This is a genomic window from uncultured Microbulbifer sp. (genome assembly GCF_947498635.1).
In the GTDB taxonomy this organism is placed as follows: Bacteria; Pseudomonadota; Gammaproteobacteria; order Pseudomonadales; family Cellvibrionaceae; genus Microbulbifer; species Microbulbifer echini.
Genome location: NZ_CANMKV010000007.1, coordinates 23,014 through 40,027 on the forward strand (window position 1 = coordinate 23,014; position 17,014 = coordinate 40,027).

General features: G+C 54.0%; 20 protein-coding genes and 1 tRNA gene. 16 read left to right on the forward strand and 5 right to left on the reverse strand.

The window, feature by feature from the left end:
- The 11 genes from Q1A69_RS05125 (at window position 1) to Q1A69_RS05175 (ending at window position 10,328) form a co-directional block, all read left to right on the forward strand.
- On the forward strand, window positions 1-2,247 hold the full coding sequence (locus tag Q1A69_RS05125; RefSeq protein ID WP_299582102.1) for a phage tail length tape measure family protein: 2,247 nt from the start codon (window positions 1-3) through the stop codon (window positions 2,245-2,247).
- A complete protein-coding gene (locus Q1A69_RS05130; protein WP_299582105.1) occupies window positions 2,247-2,840 on the forward strand; it encodes a DUF2460 domain-containing protein in 594 nt (197 codons plus the stop codon). Before Q1A69_RS05125 ends, Q1A69_RS05130 begins: the two co-directional genes overlap by 1 nt.
- Window positions 2,837-3,778 carry a DUF2163 domain-containing protein gene (locus tag Q1A69_RS05135; RefSeq protein WP_299582108.1) on the forward strand — a complete coding sequence of 314 codons (942 nt, stop codon included), beginning with the start codon at window positions 2,837-2,839 and terminating at the stop codon, window positions 3,776-3,778. The genes Q1A69_RS05130 and Q1A69_RS05135 overlap by 4 nt, the downstream gene beginning before the upstream one ends.
- A complete protein-coding gene (locus Q1A69_RS05140; protein WP_299582110.1) occupies window positions 3,778-4,212 on the forward strand; it encodes an NlpC/P60 family protein in 435 nt (144 codons plus the stop codon). The genes Q1A69_RS05135 and Q1A69_RS05140 overlap by 1 nt, the downstream gene beginning before the upstream one ends.
- On the forward strand, window positions 4,200-5,132 hold the full coding sequence (locus Q1A69_RS05145; protein WP_299582112.1) for a hypothetical protein: 933 nt from the start codon (window positions 4,200-4,202) through the stop codon (window positions 5,130-5,132). The genes Q1A69_RS05140 and Q1A69_RS05145 overlap by 13 nt, the downstream gene beginning before the upstream one ends.
- Window positions 5,133-5,134: 2 nt before the next feature.
- On the forward strand, window positions 5,135-6,028 hold the full coding sequence (locus tag Q1A69_RS05150) for a hypothetical protein (protein WP_299582114.1): 894 nt from the start codon (window positions 5,135-5,137) through the stop codon (window positions 6,026-6,028).
- Window positions 6,028-6,612, forward strand: coding sequence for a hypothetical protein (locus tag Q1A69_RS05155; RefSeq protein WP_299582117.1), 585 nt, complete (start codon window positions 6,028-6,030; stop codon window positions 6,610-6,612). Before Q1A69_RS05150 ends, Q1A69_RS05155 begins: the two co-directional genes overlap by 1 nt.
- A 43-nt stretch (window positions 6,613-6,655) precedes the next feature.
- Window positions 6,656-8,209, forward strand: coding sequence for a phage tail protein (locus tag Q1A69_RS05160; protein ID WP_299582120.1), 1,554 nt, complete (start codon window positions 6,656-6,658; stop codon window positions 8,207-8,209).
- Between the two features lie 14 nt (window positions 8,210-8,223).
- Window positions 8,224-8,664 carry a DUF2793 domain-containing protein gene (locus tag Q1A69_RS05165; RefSeq protein ID WP_299582123.1) on the forward strand — a complete coding sequence of 147 codons (441 nt, stop codon included), beginning with the start codon at window positions 8,224-8,226 and terminating at the stop codon, window positions 8,662-8,664.
- Between the two features lie 327 nt (window positions 8,665-8,991).
- Entirely contained in the window at window positions 8,992-9,711 is a 720-nt protein-coding gene (locus Q1A69_RS05170) for a DUF5677 domain-containing protein (RefSeq protein WP_299582126.1), read from the forward strand.
- Between the two features lie 113 nt (window positions 9,712-9,824).
- Entirely contained in the window at window positions 9,825-10,328 is a 504-nt protein-coding gene (locus tag Q1A69_RS05175; RefSeq protein WP_299582396.1) for an HNH endonuclease family protein, read from the forward strand.
- Between the two features lie 84 nt (window positions 10,329-10,412).
- On the opposite strand, the gene Q1A69_RS05180 is transcribed toward Q1A69_RS05175, so the two are convergent.
- From Q1A69_RS05180 to Q1A69_RS05190, 3 genes are all read right to left on the reverse strand, one after another.
- Window positions 10,413-10,724, reverse strand: coding sequence for a hypothetical protein (locus tag Q1A69_RS05180; protein WP_299582129.1), 312 nt, complete (start codon window positions 10,722-10,724; stop codon window positions 10,413-10,415).
- A gap of 50 nt (window positions 10,725-10,774) precedes the next feature.
- On the reverse strand, window positions 10,775-11,224 hold the full coding sequence (gene radC, locus Q1A69_RS05185; RefSeq protein ID WP_299582132.1) for a DNA repair protein RadC: 450 nt from the start codon (window positions 11,222-11,224) through the stop codon (window positions 10,775-10,777).
- Between the two features lie 113 nt (window positions 11,225-11,337).
- A complete protein-coding gene (locus Q1A69_RS05190) occupies window positions 11,338-11,595 on the reverse strand; it encodes a hypothetical protein (protein ID WP_299582136.1) in 258 nt (85 codons plus the stop codon).
- A gap of 195 nt (window positions 11,596-11,790) precedes the next feature.
- On the opposite strand from Q1A69_RS05190, the gene Q1A69_RS05195 reads away from it, so the two are divergent.
- Both Q1A69_RS05195 and Q1A69_RS05200 read left to right on the forward strand, forming a co-directional pair.
- Window positions 11,791-12,015: a DUF433 domain-containing protein gene (locus Q1A69_RS05195; RefSeq protein ID WP_299582138.1), complete on the forward strand. Its 225-nt coding sequence runs from the start codon at window positions 11,791-11,793 to the stop codon at window positions 12,013-12,015.
- On the forward strand, window positions 12,015-12,359 hold the full coding sequence (locus tag Q1A69_RS05200; protein ID WP_299582141.1) for a DUF5615 family PIN-like protein: 345 nt from the start codon (window positions 12,015-12,017) through the stop codon (window positions 12,357-12,359). Before Q1A69_RS05195 ends, Q1A69_RS05200 begins: the two co-directional genes overlap by 1 nt.
- On the opposite strand, the gene Q1A69_RS05205 is transcribed toward Q1A69_RS05200, so the two are convergent.
- A complete protein-coding gene (locus Q1A69_RS05205) occupies window positions 12,356-12,715 on the reverse strand; it encodes a helix-turn-helix transcriptional regulator (RefSeq protein WP_299582144.1) in 360 nt (119 codons plus the stop codon). The two genes, Q1A69_RS05200 and Q1A69_RS05205, sit on opposite strands and share 4 nt — an antisense overlap.
- A 212-nt stretch (window positions 12,716-12,927) precedes the next feature.
- On the opposite strand from Q1A69_RS05205, the gene Q1A69_RS05210 reads away from it, so the two are divergent.
- Window positions 12,928-13,137, forward strand: a complete 210-nt coding sequence (locus Q1A69_RS05210; protein WP_299582147.1) for a hypothetical protein — start codon at window positions 12,928-12,930, stop codon at window positions 13,135-13,137.
- Between the two features lie 95 nt (window positions 13,138-13,232).
- Window positions 13,233-13,622: a translesion error-prone DNA polymerase V autoproteolytic subunit gene (gene umuD, locus Q1A69_RS05215; protein WP_299582149.1), complete on the forward strand. Its 390-nt coding sequence runs from the start codon at window positions 13,233-13,235 to the stop codon at window positions 13,620-13,622.
- Window positions 13,623-13,952: 330 nt separating this feature from the next.
- Here the strand turns inward: umuD and Q1A69_RS05220 are convergent.
- A tRNA-Leu gene (locus Q1A69_RS05220) sits at window positions 13,953-14,039 on the reverse strand.
- 244 nt (window positions 14,040-14,283) lie between these two features.
- On the opposite strand from Q1A69_RS05220, the gene rnr reads away from it, so the two are divergent.
- Window positions 14,284-17,013, forward strand: coding sequence for a ribonuclease R (rnr, locus tag Q1A69_RS05225; RefSeq protein ID WP_299582152.1), 2,730 nt, complete (start codon window positions 14,284-14,286; stop codon window positions 17,011-17,013).
- The last annotated feature ends 1 nt before the right edge of the window (window position 17,014 follow it).

Below are 17,014 nucleotides of genomic sequence, written 5' to 3' on the forward strand. Positions count from 1 at the left end.
ATGTCTAAAAAAAGTTTGGGCACATTAACGCTGGATCTAATCGCCAAGGTGGGCGGTTTTGAGCGGGGGTTGGACAAGGCCGCGCGCCATACCGATAAGCGTATGCGCGATATCAAAAAAAGCAGCAAGACGGCCGCGCGGGCTATTGGGGCCGCCTTTGCCGCTATCGGTGGCGCTATAGGTAGTAAAGCGATTATCGATGCGACCATACGCCAGGAAAATGCCCTGCGGCAGCTGGAAGCGCGGTTGAAGTCCACCGAGGGCGCCGCGGGGCTTTCCTCGGAAGAACTGCAAAACCTGGCCGGCAGCATGCAGCAACTCACCACCTTCGGTGATGAGGCGGTGATGGAAATGGAAGCGCTGCTGCTGACCTTTACCAATATCCAAGGCGAGGTATTTAAACGAGCCACCCCGGCGATTCTGGATATGTCCGTGGCCATGGGGACCGATTTACGCTCCTCCGCGGTGCAGCTGGGCAAAGCGCTGAATGATCCGATAAAGGGTATTTCTGCCCTCAGCCGCACCGGTATCCAATTTACCGATGCGCAAAAAAGTACCATCGAAGCCCTGGTGGAATCCGGTCGCACGGCCGAGGCGCAGGGCCTGATCCTGGAAGAGCTGGAAAAACAATTCGGTGGCGCTGCGGAAGCGGCAGCGGATACGTTTGGTGGGGCCTTAAAGCAGGCCCAGAACGCCTTTGGCGATCTGCTCGAATCCGAGGGCGGGCTCAATGAGGGTAAGGCCGCACTGCAGGAGCTGACCGAACTGCTGCAAGATCCGGCCACCAAGAAAGCGGCCGCTGCGCTTACCAATGGTTTGATTAAAGGATTTACCGCAGTTTCCAAAGTGATCACTGAGACGGTGAACACCGTCCAGTATCTTGCCGAGGAGTTTGCGGCCATTACCGTGGGCATCCATGCCGACGATATTGTGCGCCTGGAACGGGATGCCCAGCGTATTCGCGATGTGCTCGACAATAATGACTTTGGCGAGCGCCTGCGCTTCTTCGGCCCTAAGGGCGTGGTGGAATATTGGAACGATAAAGAATTAAAGACAGAGCTGGCGCGGCTGGAATCCGCGATCGATACCTATTACAAACCGCGCTCAAAAATTGCCGGCAACTCAACACCGGCCCCCGCCGGCCTGACTGAAAATACCAGCCTAATTACTGATGCGCACCCGGAGGGCGAGTTACTTCCACCGGTGGATCACTGGATCGCCTTTCACGAAGTCATCGAAGAGCTCGGCACCGAATTTAAAACCGCGAAAGAAGAAGCCGAGGCCCTGCAGCGCAATCAGGAAGCCTATGCCAGCTTGCTGCGCGATCTGCGCACCGAGGAAGAAGTACTGACCGATCAGATGCGCGAGCGCCTGGCCATTGTCGATGCCATGGCCGGCCTGACCGACGAGCAGCGCCAGGAAACCCTCGGCCGTATCGCCGACGCCGCCACCGAAGACGGCCCAACCCTGGGCGGCCTCGACAGTGGCGAGGATATCGAAACCGCGCGTACAGAACTCGAGGACTGGTATTCCACCCAGCTACAAATGCTGGAGCAATTCCGCAGCGAGCGTGCCGACCTCAATGCCACCTGGGATGAAGAGGAATTATCCCTGCGCCAGCAGTACGAAGAGCGCCTGACCGAAATCACCCAGGCCAATGAAGACCAGCGCCGCCAGCAGCAGCTGGAGGGGTACGCCACCCTGATGGATGTGGCAGGGCAGTATTACCAAGGCATGGAAGGCGAAGAGGCGGCCTATATGCGCGCGGCCCTTTCCATCGGCGGGGCCCTATTGGATGAGAAAAAACGCAACGCCCTGCAGAGCGTAATCGCCAATACCCAGGACGCCGCCATGGGGGCCTATAACGCGATGGCTTCGATTCCCTATGTGGGCCCGGTGCTGGGCGCCGCGGCGGCGGGTGCGGTCTATGTCACCGGCGGCTTAGCCGCGGCAAAAATTACCGGTATGGCTCACGACGGTATCGACGCGGTGCCGGAGGACGGCACCTGGTTGCTGCAAAAAGGCGAGCGGGTCACCACCTCAGAAACCAGCGCAAAACTGGATCGCACCCTGGCCATGATTCAGGCGGATATGTATCGCGGTGGGAATAGTGGTAGCTCTGGTGGGTCTGCGCCAATCACTCAGAATATTAACGTATCTGGTAAGCCGGATAACCGCACCGCCTCACAGCTCGCCCGCGAAAGCGAACGCAAACAACGGATTAACCGCAGGAGGCTCGGCTCTTAATGTTTAACGAAAGTCGTCTGCTGGAAAAAGTGGCCTATGGCTCCGAATACGGCCACCGCTATAAAACCGAAATTAAAGCATTGCGCAGCGGGGTAGAGCGCCGCAATGCCGAATGGGAGCGCCCCCTGGGCCGTTATTCCCTGCTGTTTAAAAACCTGGATTCTGCAGACCACCACATCGTGGTTGCCGCCCATCACGCCTGTATGGGTGCGCTGATCGGCTTTCGCTTTAAAGACGCCAGTGATTTTGAGGCGGAGCGGGAAGTGATTGGTTTCGGTACAGGCAACAGCGAGAGCTACCAGCTGGTAAAAAAATATACGTTCGGGGCCTTTTCCTATCAGCGCAAAATTGCGAAGCCGGTGATCGGCCGGGTAACCATTTTTGCCGATGGCAATCCGGTGGCCGCCAGTATCGATTACACCACTGGGCAAGTGCAGCTCAGCGCGGATAACGGGGCAGAAATTACCTGGAGCGGCGAGTTCGATGTGCCCGTCAGGTTTGAAGACGATGAGATCGGCTTCAGTATCGACAACCGCCACCAGCGACTGCCGGTACTCAATGGCAATGTGGACCTGCTGGAGATTCGCCTGTGAGACAGATTCCCCCAGCTTTACAGGCCCATTTGGATAGCGGTGTCACCACGCTGTGCCGCTTATTAAAAATCACCCTCACCGATGGCCGTCAGTTTGGTGCTACTACTCTGGACCGCGATATCGAATTCGAAGGGCTGATGTATTACGCCCAGAACGGTTTCGATTCCAGCATTATCGCCAGCGATACCAGTTTCGATGTGGACAACGCCGAGGGCTATTCGCTGTATAGCACCGACGTGCCCGGCATCACCGTCGAGATGGCCGAGCGCGGCGAACTGGATGGGGCAGAGTGGGCCATGGTTCTGGTGAATTACCGCGATCTCTCCATGGGTGCGCTGTTATTGGATGGTGGCGATATTGGTGAGGTGCGCACGGTAAAGAATACGGTGTTTATCCCGGAATTACTCAGCTACGCCATGCGCCTGCGCCAGTCGATCGGCCATGTGGATTCCATCACCTGCCGCGCGATATTTGGAACCGATGCGGACTCGCAGACCGGCTGCGGCGTAAACGCGGAACCGCTGTGGCAATCGGCCACCGTGACCGCCGTGGATGGTGACGAGCCCAAGGTCACCTATATGGCCGATAACATTGCCAGCCTACCCACCGCGGCCAAACGCTGGCGAGTGCGCTGGAAAAGCGGCAACAACGTCAGCTCCCGTTTGTATCAGGTGGAAGCCGTGGATACTGCCAGTGGACAGATCACTCAAATCGAACCGCTGCCCTTCGCCGTGCAACCGGGCGATGCGCTGGAAATACGCGAAGACTGTGACAAGCAGTTTTCCACCTGTAAATACCACGGCAATTGGTTGGATTTTAAAGGTGAAAACCTTATCCCCATTGGCCAGGCCAGCGATACCCCCGGCGCCGGTGTGCCCGGCAGCACCGGTGGTGGCTCCTCGTTTAATTCCAACGGCACCAGCCAGCAGCAACGCTAATGCAACAACAAAGAATCGACACACTGGCCTTTGCCCGCGGCCTGGTGGCTGCTGGCGTGCGCTGGCGCCACCGGGGCCGCACCACCTGGGCGGTGGATTGCGTGGGGTTAATCGTGCTCAGCCTGCGCGCCGCCGGCCTGGAAATCGAAGATGAAAAACACTACGGCCGCGAACCCTGGAAAGACGGCGTGCGCCGCAAGATGCGCGCGCGTTTCGGTGAACCGATTGCGGAAGAATTCTGGCAGCCGGGGGATATTGCCGTTTTTAAATCCCCGCAGCGCAGCGATCCCAGCCATGTGGGTTTTTTAGGGGATTATCCGCACGGTGATTTCTCTCTGATTCACGCCCACGCCGATCAGGATTGCCGCGAGCATGTATTGGATGCGCGCTGGCGTCGCTTGCTGGTGGAGGTGTATTCCCCATGGGCAACCTGATCTTCGGCAAGACCACCATTCAGGGGCGCAAGTTCGACAAGATCCAACTGCAAACCAGCAAGGCGGGTGTGCCGCGCCCGATTATTTTCGGTCGGGTAAAGCCGGTGGTGGGCAATATTATCGCCACCACACCGCCGAAGATTGTCAAAAAAAAGGAAAAGCAAAAAGGAGGCAAGGGCGGTGGATCTACCGAAGTGGTCAATGAGGAGGTGTACCGCACTTACGCCATTCGCATTTGCGAAGGGCCTATCACGGGTATCTGTAAAGTCTGGCGCAACAACGAATTGGTTTACGATCGCGATAGCAACGACCCTACGCAGATCGACAATAACCAGGCGTTTTTGCAGCTGGCCGAGTTTTTTCTCGGCGGCTTCCAGCAAATGCCCAGCGCGGTACTGCAGGCCGCCTTTGGTATTCACAATGTGCCCGCCTATCGCGGCACCTGTTATCTGGTCATCGACAACGAAAACCTCACCAGCACCGGCGGCGCCATTCCGCAGTATGCGTTTGAGGTGGAGCGGGCCGAAGGAACTCTGGTCACCAGTCGGCCCTATGCGCTGGAGGCTAGCGATACGCTGAGTATTCAGGCAGCGGCCAAGGAGATTCGCCAGCGACCGGCGTCAGAAGTTCTGGAAATCCTTCCCTCAGTCACTGCAATCTCACTCGTCCAAAGTGTGATTCTCTCGGAGTACTCTCCAGCTGCAGAGACGCTAGCGTGTGCGTCCTCGGTAACCTCAATCAATCTTCAGCAAATCCTGATTCGCTCGGAATACTCCCCGGCAGCGGAGTCGCTTCATTTACAGCCCAGCGTTACCACTATTCAACTCAAGCGGGTGGTGGGATACCTGGATCATAACAGCGGGGCCGAAAGCCTTGGGGTTCGCACCTCCGTCAACGCAATTCATTTAGAGGAAATATAGCCATGTCCAACCCTTTAGCTGTGGCAAAACTAGGCGTATCGGGTCGTTACAAACTCACCGCAAAGAATGTCGATAATGGCAGTGAGCGCACTGTGGCGGAGTTTCCAAACCTAATCACAAATCTTGGCCTGGATATGCTGGCCACCGTCTCAGAAGACTGGACCCATTACTATGGCATTTTATATACCTGTGTCGTGGGCAGCGGCAATACCACGCCCAGTAACTCCGATACTAAGCTGTCGTCAGAGGTGGCCGTTACAACCTCTATCAATGCAGATACCACTATCAACACCGCAGAAAATTATCTTTCGGTAATAAAAAGGTGGGGTTTTTCTCAGGGGGCGGCAGCGGGCAATCTGGCGGAGATTGGTGTGGGCACGGACTCAGAAAATCTATTTAGCCGAGCTTTGATCCGCGACCCCGACGGGAACCCAACCGCGCTTTCGGTGCAATCCAATGAGGTTTTGACCGTAACCTATGAGCTGCGTATTCATATTCCTACGGCTGATACGGCAAGCACTGTGGATGGCTACGCACTGGTATTGCGTGCTGCTGGAGCTACCAGCACTATCTACTGGAAAGGAAATCAATTTAGGTTGCATACCGACAGTTTTGTTTACGATGGCGATATGGGGGATAGGACTACAATCCCCTGGTCTGACAACGATAAACGATCCAGCTCCTTGGCGAATGACGCCTACATAGCTGGCTCGTTTTCTCGCACAGGCCGGGTACAGTGGGACCCTAGTCGGGGCAATACCACGATTAAAACCATCGTATTTCAATTCGGGTGCGGCTACTTTCAATTCTCAGTAGATCCGCCAATCGTGAAAACCAACGAGCACGAGCTGACCGTCGATGTCGCGTTGGTATGGGGCAGAGAAGGGGAGCTTTAATGCTACCGCAATTTGCTCTTTCCTTAGAGCCAATGCCCACAGCCTTTATCGGTGGCGCCGCCCTGCCGGTGCGCGCGATTACCGACTACGAGCGCGGCGGTATTGCCCTGCAAGATCCCAGTCGAGGGCTGAACTTTCAGACCTGGCGCGCACGGGTATTGGAAGACGGCAGGGCCATAGTGCTGGATGCCCAGCAGGTGAGGGCGAGCACTGTGATTACCGGGGTTAATATCACCGAGGTCAGCTTGGCCTTCGACCAGAATATGCGCCCGGTCATCGCCTATGTAGAGAGCGGCACCGCCAAGCTCTACTGGTATGACAGCAGCCAGGATGCCCAGGTAACCACCAGCTGGCCGGGGTTTATTACTCCCAGGGTTTCCCTGGACGATAAGCGCCAACTGCAGTCCTCTGTAGGCGATGTCATTTTTGCTTATTTAAGAAACGGGAATCTGTATTACCGCCAGCAGCGCGACCGCTATGGCACGGAATATCTACTGGCCAGCAATGTGAACAGCCCTGGCCTGGTCAAAATCGGCATGAGCCGCAATTTACGTTTTCAGTTTTTGCTCAAAAGCCCTGACTAGCCCCCTGAATAAAACCCCGACTACAACCTTCGAATAAACCACTATGTCTTATCCCCTTTATGCCGTGGTCGCGGAGATCTGTGAGCGCGCCGGCCTGCCGTTTGGCAAATTTGATACCACCCTGCTGGAGGGGTATGTCTCGGGGATGCAGATCAGCAACGACGCCCCCGCGTTCGAACCTATTCAAGAGCTGGCCAAGACGTTCTTTTTTGACCCGGTCAATCGCGGCGATTCCCTGGTGTTTACCCCGCGCGGCGCCGAGCCGCTAATGACCATCGATGAAAACGATTTGATCGGCGAGAGCGACGACGAGAAAACCCGCCGCTCCCCCGAGGAAATTGTGCGGGTGCTCAACCTCAACTATTACGACGCAGACGGCGGTATCGATACCTGCAAGCAGACCAGTGATCGCAGCATCGATACACGCGGCGAGGGCGAGAAAAATATTGAGACCCCGCTGGTGCTGGAGACCGACCAGGCCGCGCAGATCGCCGTGATCATGCACAAGGTGATGATCGAAGAGCAGCGCGGGGACTTTGAAATTACCCTGCCGGACAGCTATCTCAAACTCACCCCCGGCGATGTGGTGTTGTTCCATGGGGACCGCTGCCGCATCGATGAAGTCTCCCTCGATAGCGGGGAACAGAAGTACAAACTGATCCACGACCGCAAGAGCGCCTATCAATCCCAGGCCTTCGGCGTAGCTCCCATGGCCCCACCGGCCCCGGTGCCACTGGTGCCGGGCGCTACCACCATCGAATTTATCGACGCGCCCATTCTGGCCAGCGGTGATGATTTACAGCTGGGTTACTACGTCGCCATCGCCGGCAGCAACAGCGCCTGGGCCGGTGCCACAGTGGCGCTGTCCCTCGATGGTGGGCAGAACTATATCGAATCCGATAACACCGATATCGAGGCCGTGATGGGTGAGCTCACCACCAGCCTCAACAGCCACAAACGGGAAATCCCCGATACCCACAACCGCGTGCAACTGCGCCTCTACGATAGCGGCGACGCCCTGGAAAACCGCACCCTCGCTGACTTACTTAACCGCCAGAATAGGGCGCTGATCGGCCATGAAATCGTCAGCTTTGGCGAGGCCGAAGAAATCAGCCCCGGCGTGTGGGAAATCGGCTACTTGCTGCGCGGGCGTCTCGGCACCACGCCGACAAACCACCCAGCCGGCACGCGCTTTGTATTACTGGAACGCAACACCCTGAATTACATCGCCACCGAGCGCTACAACCTCGGCCAGTCGCTCACCTTCCGCGCCACCAGTATCGGCAGCGGTAAAGAAACAACCACCAGCGGCACCTTCACCGGCGCCAGCCACACCGAGCCAGCCCCAACCAATCTCAGAGCGCACCGTACAAATGACCAGCTGGTTATCCAATGGCTTGGTGTAGGGCGCCTCGGCGGCCGCGCTGCTTACGACCAGTCGCAATACTTCAGTGGCTACCGGGTAACGGTCAATGGCCAGAACACCGACACCACAGCAACCACACTCACCATTGCAGACCCAGGCAACGCGACGATTAAAGTCAGCCAGCTCAACAGCATCGCCGGCCCAGGCCCGGCCGCACAGATCAGCGTATAAGCAGGAAACAAACCATGAGCACCACACCGAATAACGGCATTCCCTACGCACAAGAGGGCACCCTCGACCCCGCCGCCAGCCTCAATCAGGCGCTGGATACCATCGATGCGCTGTTACAGATCGAAGTGCTGGGGATCCAAAACGATCCCCCCGGCTCCCCCAGTGATGGCGACCGCTATTTAGTTGCCATAGGCACCGGCACCTGGGCTGGCAAAGACGGCCAGCTTGCGCGCTATGTGGCAGACCCAGGCTACTGGCAATTTTTCCCGGCAAAAGTAGCCCTGAATAAAGCGGATGGCTTGCTGTATATCAACGGCAGCGGCGGCTGGCAGGTGGCCAACCGCCCGGCGGCATTGCCGCAGATTACTGGCGACACAAGTAGCGATTTGGTTGGGGTGGTTACGCAGATGTTAGGGGCTTTGAATGGAGTTTATTGGGATAACCAAGTCACCTAATAGTGTCGCCAAACGACAGTATAAAAACCATAGAGGATACAGACGGTGGTGGATATTGGTCGCGATGACTGTTGTCCTAATTGGCTAATTGTTGCCAAGTGGTTGATGTGTATTGAGTTGATGGAGGAGGATAGGATATTGGTGTAAATTTTTATTAGAAATAGTGTCATGGTGACCACTATGTAAGCGTTAGAATGCTGGGTAGTTATAATGAAGAAATTAGTGATTTTGGCCTGTTAGAATTTTCCGGCTGGAAGCTATAAAAAGAAAAATTTTCAGAATGTAAGTTGCTCCTTCTGTGGGGTTATGATACTTGAGATATCAGCTATGGATTATAAAGTATATTTAAAACAACTCGACGCTATCGTTGACTTTTCTGAGATTACTTTCAACGCACTGTGTATCGATAATAGTACCGATGCCCGATATTTTGTCATGATGGGCTTGTACGCCTCTTTGATTGAACGGAGTAGGGCATTTTCAAGACTGTTCCATGATAAGTTATTCTCTTCGACACAACTTGTTGCTCGATCTGTTTTTGAAATTTTTATCGATATGAAGAATGTTGATTGCAATGGTAATTACGTAAATTACTTGTATGCAGAGTATCATGATAGAAATAAGAGTTTAGCGAGAAAGGAATCTCAAAAAAAAATATACCGCAAGAAAAGAAGTGAGGCTTATAGCCTTTTCAGGCCGGGTAAGAACTATGAAGAGCTTACAATTCGAAATAAATTTACAGCGATAGATTATCAGTCATATTATGATAGTATTTACTCGCGCATGTCTGGAAATGCCCATAGCGGGTATGATCTTATTTTAAGTAGACTTGAAGATGGTGGTGATTTAAATAAATTAAATCCAGATTCTCTCTTTAAAAATTTACCAAACCAGCTTGAGGTTTCCTCAGTTCCGTTGGTTTCTCTGTTCTTAAAAGAGTCGACAGAAATTATTTCAAAACCTTATGGAGTTGAAGGATTAAAAATAGTTGACGATTTTTTTAATGAGTTGGATACTTTTATTAAAAAGTGTCATGACAAGTCGTAGGTGGAGGTCACTGACACTTCACGTTAGCACCTCGCTTCGCTCGGCGACCCCACAAAACAATCGTTATTGTGTCGTGGATTAATAAGAGGGGTCAGAGTAATCCTTTGGTAGTGATGATTTATATACGTTTATTTTCCTTACTTGCTGTAGTGACTACATTAAGCGGCTGCTACGAATATGAGCCCGAGGCCTACGACCGCCAGCAGTGGCTCCCCCACTGGTCCGATGCCGATCGCGATTGCCAGAACACTCGCCAGGAGTTGCTGATTCGCCTCTCCCTAGCTCCGGTTACATTTAGCAATGAAAAGTCTTGCACTGTGGTATCGGGTTTATGGATGGACCCTTATACCGGTCAGTTTTTCCAGATGGCTTCTGACTTGGATGTTGAGCATATAGTCCCACTAGCCTGGGCCCATAAGAATGGTGGCGCCAACTGGACCCGTGAACAGCGTCGCGTCTTCGCCGAAGACCCGGCCAACCTCTGGCTAGTGGATGACGGCCACAACCAGAGCAAGGGCGATAAAGGCCCCGATGAATGGTTGCCCCCCTACCAGCCCGCTCGCGCTATTTATACGCGGCAGTTTGAAGCAGTCGCGCAGAAATATGGGCTGATGTGATTTGACTTAATTGGAGTGGGAAACAAATTTCTTTGCCCTCTCCTTCACTCTCACTCTGTTTAAGCATGTTTTATTGAGCTAGAGCTACCCGCCAGCTTTGGGCTCCGACGCTTCCGGCTTGTAGGTGGCCTTGGTATCCGCAGCAATACTGCCGCTATAAATACATAGCATCCGCCACATTGCATAAGAAATATTCTTTTCCCCGCTGGTGAGCTTGCGCACCTGGCGGCTGGAGGTGTAGCCGAGCAGGGCCGCCGCCTGGGCGCCGGTCAACCCGGCCTGGGCAATCTCTGCTTTAATTTCCGCCGGGGTAGGCTGTTCAAAACCAGCATCGTAGCGCTTGTAGATCGCGGGGCGCGCTGGTCCCTGGTTATAGACTGGGCTCTGTTCACTCATTGTTTTATCCAAGGGCGGGCACTGCCCGCCGGTTGTATTTAGGGGAGGGCTTATAAAAGCCCCTTCTCCGCAAAACTTAAATTGGTCTCGCCGCCGATAATGAGGTGATCCAACACTGGGATTTCTACCAAGGCCAGCGCCTGGCTTAGGCGCTCAGTCAGCCAGATATCCGCCTGGCTGGGATCGGGCAGGCCGCTGGGGTGATTGTGGGCGATGATCACTGCTGCGGCATTCAGCTCCAGGGCGCGCTTGACGATTTCGCGGGGGTAAACATTGGCGGCATTGATGGTGCCCTGAAACTCCTCGCGGTAAGCAATCACGCGGTGCTGGGTGTCGAGGTAGATCACAGAAAAGACTTCGCGCTCCAGTGTGGCCAGGTTCAGCAGCAGGTAATCCACTACCGCACGTGGGCTGGTAAGCGCGCTGCCGGGTTTGCGCAGCTTGGAGAAAAGGATCGCCTTGGCGGCGTTGATGACGAGAGATTCGAATCGTTGAAACATGCTTTTTCCTTTCGGATATTGGGGCCGCGTTGTGCTTCCCACTGATGACAATGTTAGGCCCCTGGGGGCCTGGCGTCAAGCATTTTTTAGGCCCTTAAGGGCCTATTGAGACGTTACATATTCATGTCGAAGTCCGAAAAGTCTCGCTCTTGTTCTTGTCTCTGCTGCTCTTGCTCTTGTCTCTGTCGCTGTTTCTTGAGCGAAAGGCTTTCAAACTTCGCAAGTGCAATATCTCTGTCCCCACTAGTGAAGATAACGCCTGCAAGTGTTTTTATTTCATAAGTAGTGGTCACAATACCTGCGCCATCGACTTCTCTGATTTCAGTAAGAGTGAAATCGTCATTGCTTAGCTGTTCTTCTTTTTCATGCATTTCGATTTATCCTTTTGTTTCTATAGGTATCAGCGCCTACATATTGACCCTTTAGTAGTCCTTTAATTCAACAGGTTGTTTGCATGGATAAATTCTTCACTATGTAATGGCTTTTCTCGAAAAAAAGGAACGAGAGGCATACAATCAGAGATCAACAATTGCGCGGCACCGTGCATGTATTGAGGAGGCGGGACAATGCCAGATAACAGTCAGATCTGGATCGAATGTAAGCCCGATGTAATGGTGGGCAAACCCTGTGTAAAGGGGACACGGATAACAGTAGAGAGCATTTTGCAGATGCTCAGTGCCGGGATGACCTATAGCGAGATCATTGAAGACTTCCCGAGCCTGGATGAAACCAAAATACGCGCGGCAATCGGATATGCTGCGACTCACCTGAGCAAGGGAAATGCGGCTTAATGATACTCATTGATGAGAATCTCTCTTACCGGCTAGCTGCTCGGCTCGCTGGAGATTTTGCCGGCACTCTTGCGGTGCCTAAAGTGCCAGCCTTGGGGGAAGGCACCAAAGATTCCCGAGTTTGGGAATACGCACAAGAGCATGGCTTGGCGCTGCTGACAAAGGATAAAGATTTTGTCGACTTCTGGCGCCGTTTCGGACCTCCCCCCAAAGTCATCCGCTTGGATATTGGTAACAATATTCGGGTACGCTCCATCGAAACTCTGATGAAAACTAACAAGCGTCGCGTGCTGGAATTTTTAGCTGAGCCTAAAACCGGTTTGCTGGTGCTTAATGGTGGTTAGTTTTCCTCTATGGGGCCGTGCGCTTTCTTCTGTGCTTGGTAGGTGCTTTCTATAGACCTTTGGATATGTAGCTGCCATTCCTTGGGCAGTTGTGCATAAAGGCGTGCTGTTAGTGGCGGAAAGGGTATCTGTGCAAAATGGTGCAGGTTCTCGGCCCCGTAAACTTCCGGCAGGGTGATTGACACAGCCTCACACCAGGCCGGTAGCAGTTCCGCCGGCACCTTCTGGCGGCCTGTTTCCATTTTAGAAATCTGTGAAGGTGCAAGCCCCAGCCTCTTACCTAGCTGCGCCCCCGTCATCCTCTTTCTTGTCCTTGCTTCGCGCAGGCGCCTGCCTAGTGTGCCTGGCTCTAACATCCAGCCGTTGCCGTACCCTCATGTAATAACAAGATTTCGATTATCGAAATTCAACCGCATTTTGCATTGCTAGATTAGAAATAATCCAGAATATTCATTTATAAACTGTGATTTTGTTAGTAGTGTTTCGGTGCTTGTCGCCAAAAGCCCGAATAAATCACTGAAGGGATTTGCGGCGGTGGGGGTTTAGAAGTTCCTACAGGAGGTAGACCATGCCAATAACTGCTCATATTCAACAGCTTCATCATATCGATAGCCTTTGTTCTGGCCTGGAGTGGGTCACGGACTGCCCGGATCAAGGTGCGCGAAATGTGTTGCTACGGTTAATCGGCGAGGAGATGGGTGCAACCGTTCGCGGTGTAATTCATACGGCGGAGGCGTTGAGCGTTGGTAAGTGTGGCTTAAGGGAGGAGGCGGATTAGTGCTCCACGCCGGCAGTTAGCCTTTCCGGCCTGCTTGCCAAGTGGGGGGTTCCAAAATAAACTGTATGAATATACAGTTATCTAAGCATCCCCCTATGGCACTTGCTCCCTTATACGGCCACGGCATCAGCTGTGGCTTCCCTTCACCTGCAGATGATTTCAAAGAAGCCGCACTCAGTCTCGATGACCATCTGATCACCAAGCCGTCAGCAACCTACATGGTCCGTGCCAATGGCGATTCTATGGTGAATGCTGGCATTCATGATGGCGACCTGTTGATTGTCGATCGCTCCCTGACGCCTGTACATGGGGATGTAGTCGTGGTGGCCCTGGATGGGCAGCTTACCTGCAAGATTCTGGACCGGCGACGGGGCCGACTTCTGCCGGCAAACTCCAACTATTCGGCAATTCCTATCTGGGAGGGGCAGGAGTTGATTGTGGAGGGGGTGGTTAAGGCGTCAGTCCGTTGCCATCGGGCAATCTGAGAGGCCCTATTCTGAGAGCCCCTATTTGGGGGCTACTTTCGTTAAGCCCCTACTTAATGTGCGCCAACGTCAGGGTGTTCTTACTGCAAGATGCCGGCCTTTGATGGGTGGGGAGTATTCATAGGGCGCTGAGCAGGATGATCGAGCGAGCAGGGGGTAGCTAGTGGCTTGAAGGCGTCAAGCTTTCAGTTGGTATAAAGGATAGGGGATCAAGGTTGCTATTTTTAAGTAGCAAGGGGGTAAAAATCTAGGGGGGGGGATGGGAGTTTTTGAGAGGTGCACCATCTTTACACCAAATTGACCATAACTCATTGATTTGTAAGAGAGTTATGGTGCCCAGGAGAGGACTTGAACCTCCACGACCGTTAGGTCACTAGCACCTGAAGCTAGCGCGTCTACCAATTCCGCCACCTGGGCAAATCAACGTGTGCTCCGTTGAGGACGCGAACTATAGAGATCCGTTGGAAAGGTGTCAACGGGTTCACTGCGGTTTTTTCAACATTTTCCAAGAAGGTCTGGAAATGTGCTGAAATCGCTTATAATGCGTTCAACAGCGGCGAAACATTGAACAAAAAGCTTTCTATCTCTGCCGTCTGCCTTTGACCGGATAACCTCCGGAAGCCGCCCACCCTCGGCGGTTACCCCAACAACGGATGCTGTTTTGACACAAAAAATTACTTCAGAGCCCCTCAATGCTGATCCCCATGCCCAGCGTGAGGCGGAGAAATATGAAAAGCCAATCCCCAGCCGCGAATACCTGTTGCAGCTACTAGAGCAGCAAGCGGGGCCCGTGCCCTGGGAGTTTGTTGCGGATCTGCTGGAACTGGAGGATGAGGACCGCCGCGAAGGGGTACGTCGGCGCCTTATCGCCATGTCCCGGGATGGCCAGATCGCCAGCAATCGCGCCGGTGACTTTGGAGTATTAGATAAGATGAGTCTGGTTCGAGGCCGAGTAATTGGCCACCGCGATGGTTTTGGATTTGTTGTTCCCAGTGATGGCGGTACCGATCTCTACCTGTCCCACCGACAGATGCGCAAGGTGTTTGACGGTGATGAAGTTCTGGTGCGGGAAACTCCCGAAGGTTTTCGCGGCAAGCGTGAAGGCGCCGTGGTACGGGTGATTAAACACAACACCGAGCAGCTTGCGGGCCGTTTATATCTGGAAAATGGGATTTGCTTTGTGCGGCCCGATAACCCGCGGGTGAACCTCGATGTGATGGTGGCAGCGGAAGACACAGCTGGTGCCGAGCACGGTCAGTATGTGGTGGTGAAGATTGTCACCCAGCCGGGGCGCGATCGCGTACCGCAGGGGAAAGTGCTGGAGGTCCTCGGTGACCATCTTGCACCGGGAATGGAGATCGATGTCGCGATTCGCAACTACGGAATCCCCCATGTTTGGCCCACCGCTCTACAGTCCGAAGTGGATGCTATTGCCGACGAGGTGCTGGAAGACGATAAGAAAGCGCGGGTAGATCTGCGCCAGTTGCCTCTGGTCACCATCGATGGTGAAGATGCGCGGGATTTCGATGACGCCGTGTACTGTGAGCTGTTGCCCGATAACACCTGGAAGTTGTTGGTGGCCATTGCCGATGTGTCTCACTACGTACGGCCAGGTTCGATTCTGGATGAGGAAGCCCATAGCCGCGGCAATTCGGTTTATTTTCCCGATTTCGTGGTACCCATGTTGCCCGAGAAACTATCCAACGGGCTCTGTTCGCTCAATCCTGAGGTGGATCGATTATGTATGGTGTGCGAAATGCACATCGATCGTCGCGGTGAGATTAGCGATTTCCGCTTTTTCGAGGGGGTGATGCGCAGTCATGCGCGGCTGACTTATACCCAGGTCGGTGAAGTATTGGAGGAGCGGGACAATCGCGACAGCGGTCTGCGCAAACAGTACGCCGCATTGGTTCCGCACCTGGATAATCTGCACGACTTGTACCTGGCGCTGCGCAGTGCCCGTGATCGACGTGGGGCTATCGACTTCGAAACCACCGAAACCCGAATCCTGTTTGACCGCGAGCGCAAGATCGAGCGCATCGTGCCGATTACACGCAACGATGCGCACAAGTTAATCGAAGAGTGCATGCTGGCGGCGAATGTCTGTGCGGCCAACCTCATGGAGCTGTCGAAATTACCGGCGCTATTCCGTGTGCACGATGCGCCTAAAGAGGAAAAACTCAGCAACCTGCGCGAGTATTTGGGCGAGTTGGGCCTGCGCCTACCCGGTGGGGCTGAGCCTCAACCGGCGGATTTTCAGGCTCTATTAGAGCAGGTCGAGGGACGTGCCGATGCGCATATTATTCAGGTCATGTTGCTGCGCTCTATGAATCAGGCGGTTTACCAGCCGGAAAATAGAGGCCACTTTGGTTTGGATTATCGCGCCTATGCGCACTTTACCTCGCCGATTCGCCGCTACCCAGATTTGTTGCTGCACCGCGCGCTGCGCTGGCTGATCCGCAATGGCAGCGCCAATGAGCCTGCAGTGGCGCAGAAGATTCACGTCGTACCCGGTGCCAAGCCCATCGATCAGCAGAAAATTCTGCCCTACGACATGCCGGCGATGTTACAGCTTGGTGAACAGTGTTCCATGACCGAGCGTCGCGCCGACGATGCCACCCGGGATGTGGTCAGCTGGCTCAAGTGCGAATACCTGCAGGACCATGTGGGTGAGGTTTACCCGGGTGTCATTAGTGCTGTCACGGGGTTTGGCTTATTCGTGGAACTGGATAACCTCTATGTTGAGGGACTAATTCACGTCACTGCGTTGCCAAAAGACTATTATCGCTTCGAACAGGCGCACCAGCGTTTGATTGGAGAGCGTAGCGGCAAGCGTTACCACCTCGGTGACTCGGTTGCCGTCCAGGTGGCGCGGGTCGACCTCGATGAGCGCAAAGTTGATTTTATTCTTGAAGAACTTGTACCGCGCAATAAAGCAGCGCGGACGAAAGCAGAGACTACGAAAGTAAGTTCTCGCGCAATGGAGATGGCCGTGGAGCACCAACAGGAACGCGAGCGCCGCGGTAAGCAAGAAAAAGAGAGTGGCAGTAAGTCTCGTGCCAATCCATGGGGCAAGCGCGCGGAAACCTCAGAGGAAGTTGCGCCGATCCGCAAACGTAAAGTTGGTTCCAAAGAAGCCGTTGTTGTGGAAGATTCTGCACAGGAAAAGCGCCCGGCGGAGCAAAAAGAGTCGAGTGACAAAGCTGAACAACAAAAGGCTGATGCTCCGGCAAAGCGCCGTGGCAGTAAACGCACCCCGCCGCGTAAGGGAGGTAAACGCCCGGCGGTAGCTGCGCGCAAGGCTGCGCAAAAAGTAGATAAAGACAAGACGCGCAGCGGCAAAGTCAAAAAGAAGAAAAAAACTTCTTCTAACAGTAAAAAGAAAAAGTGAT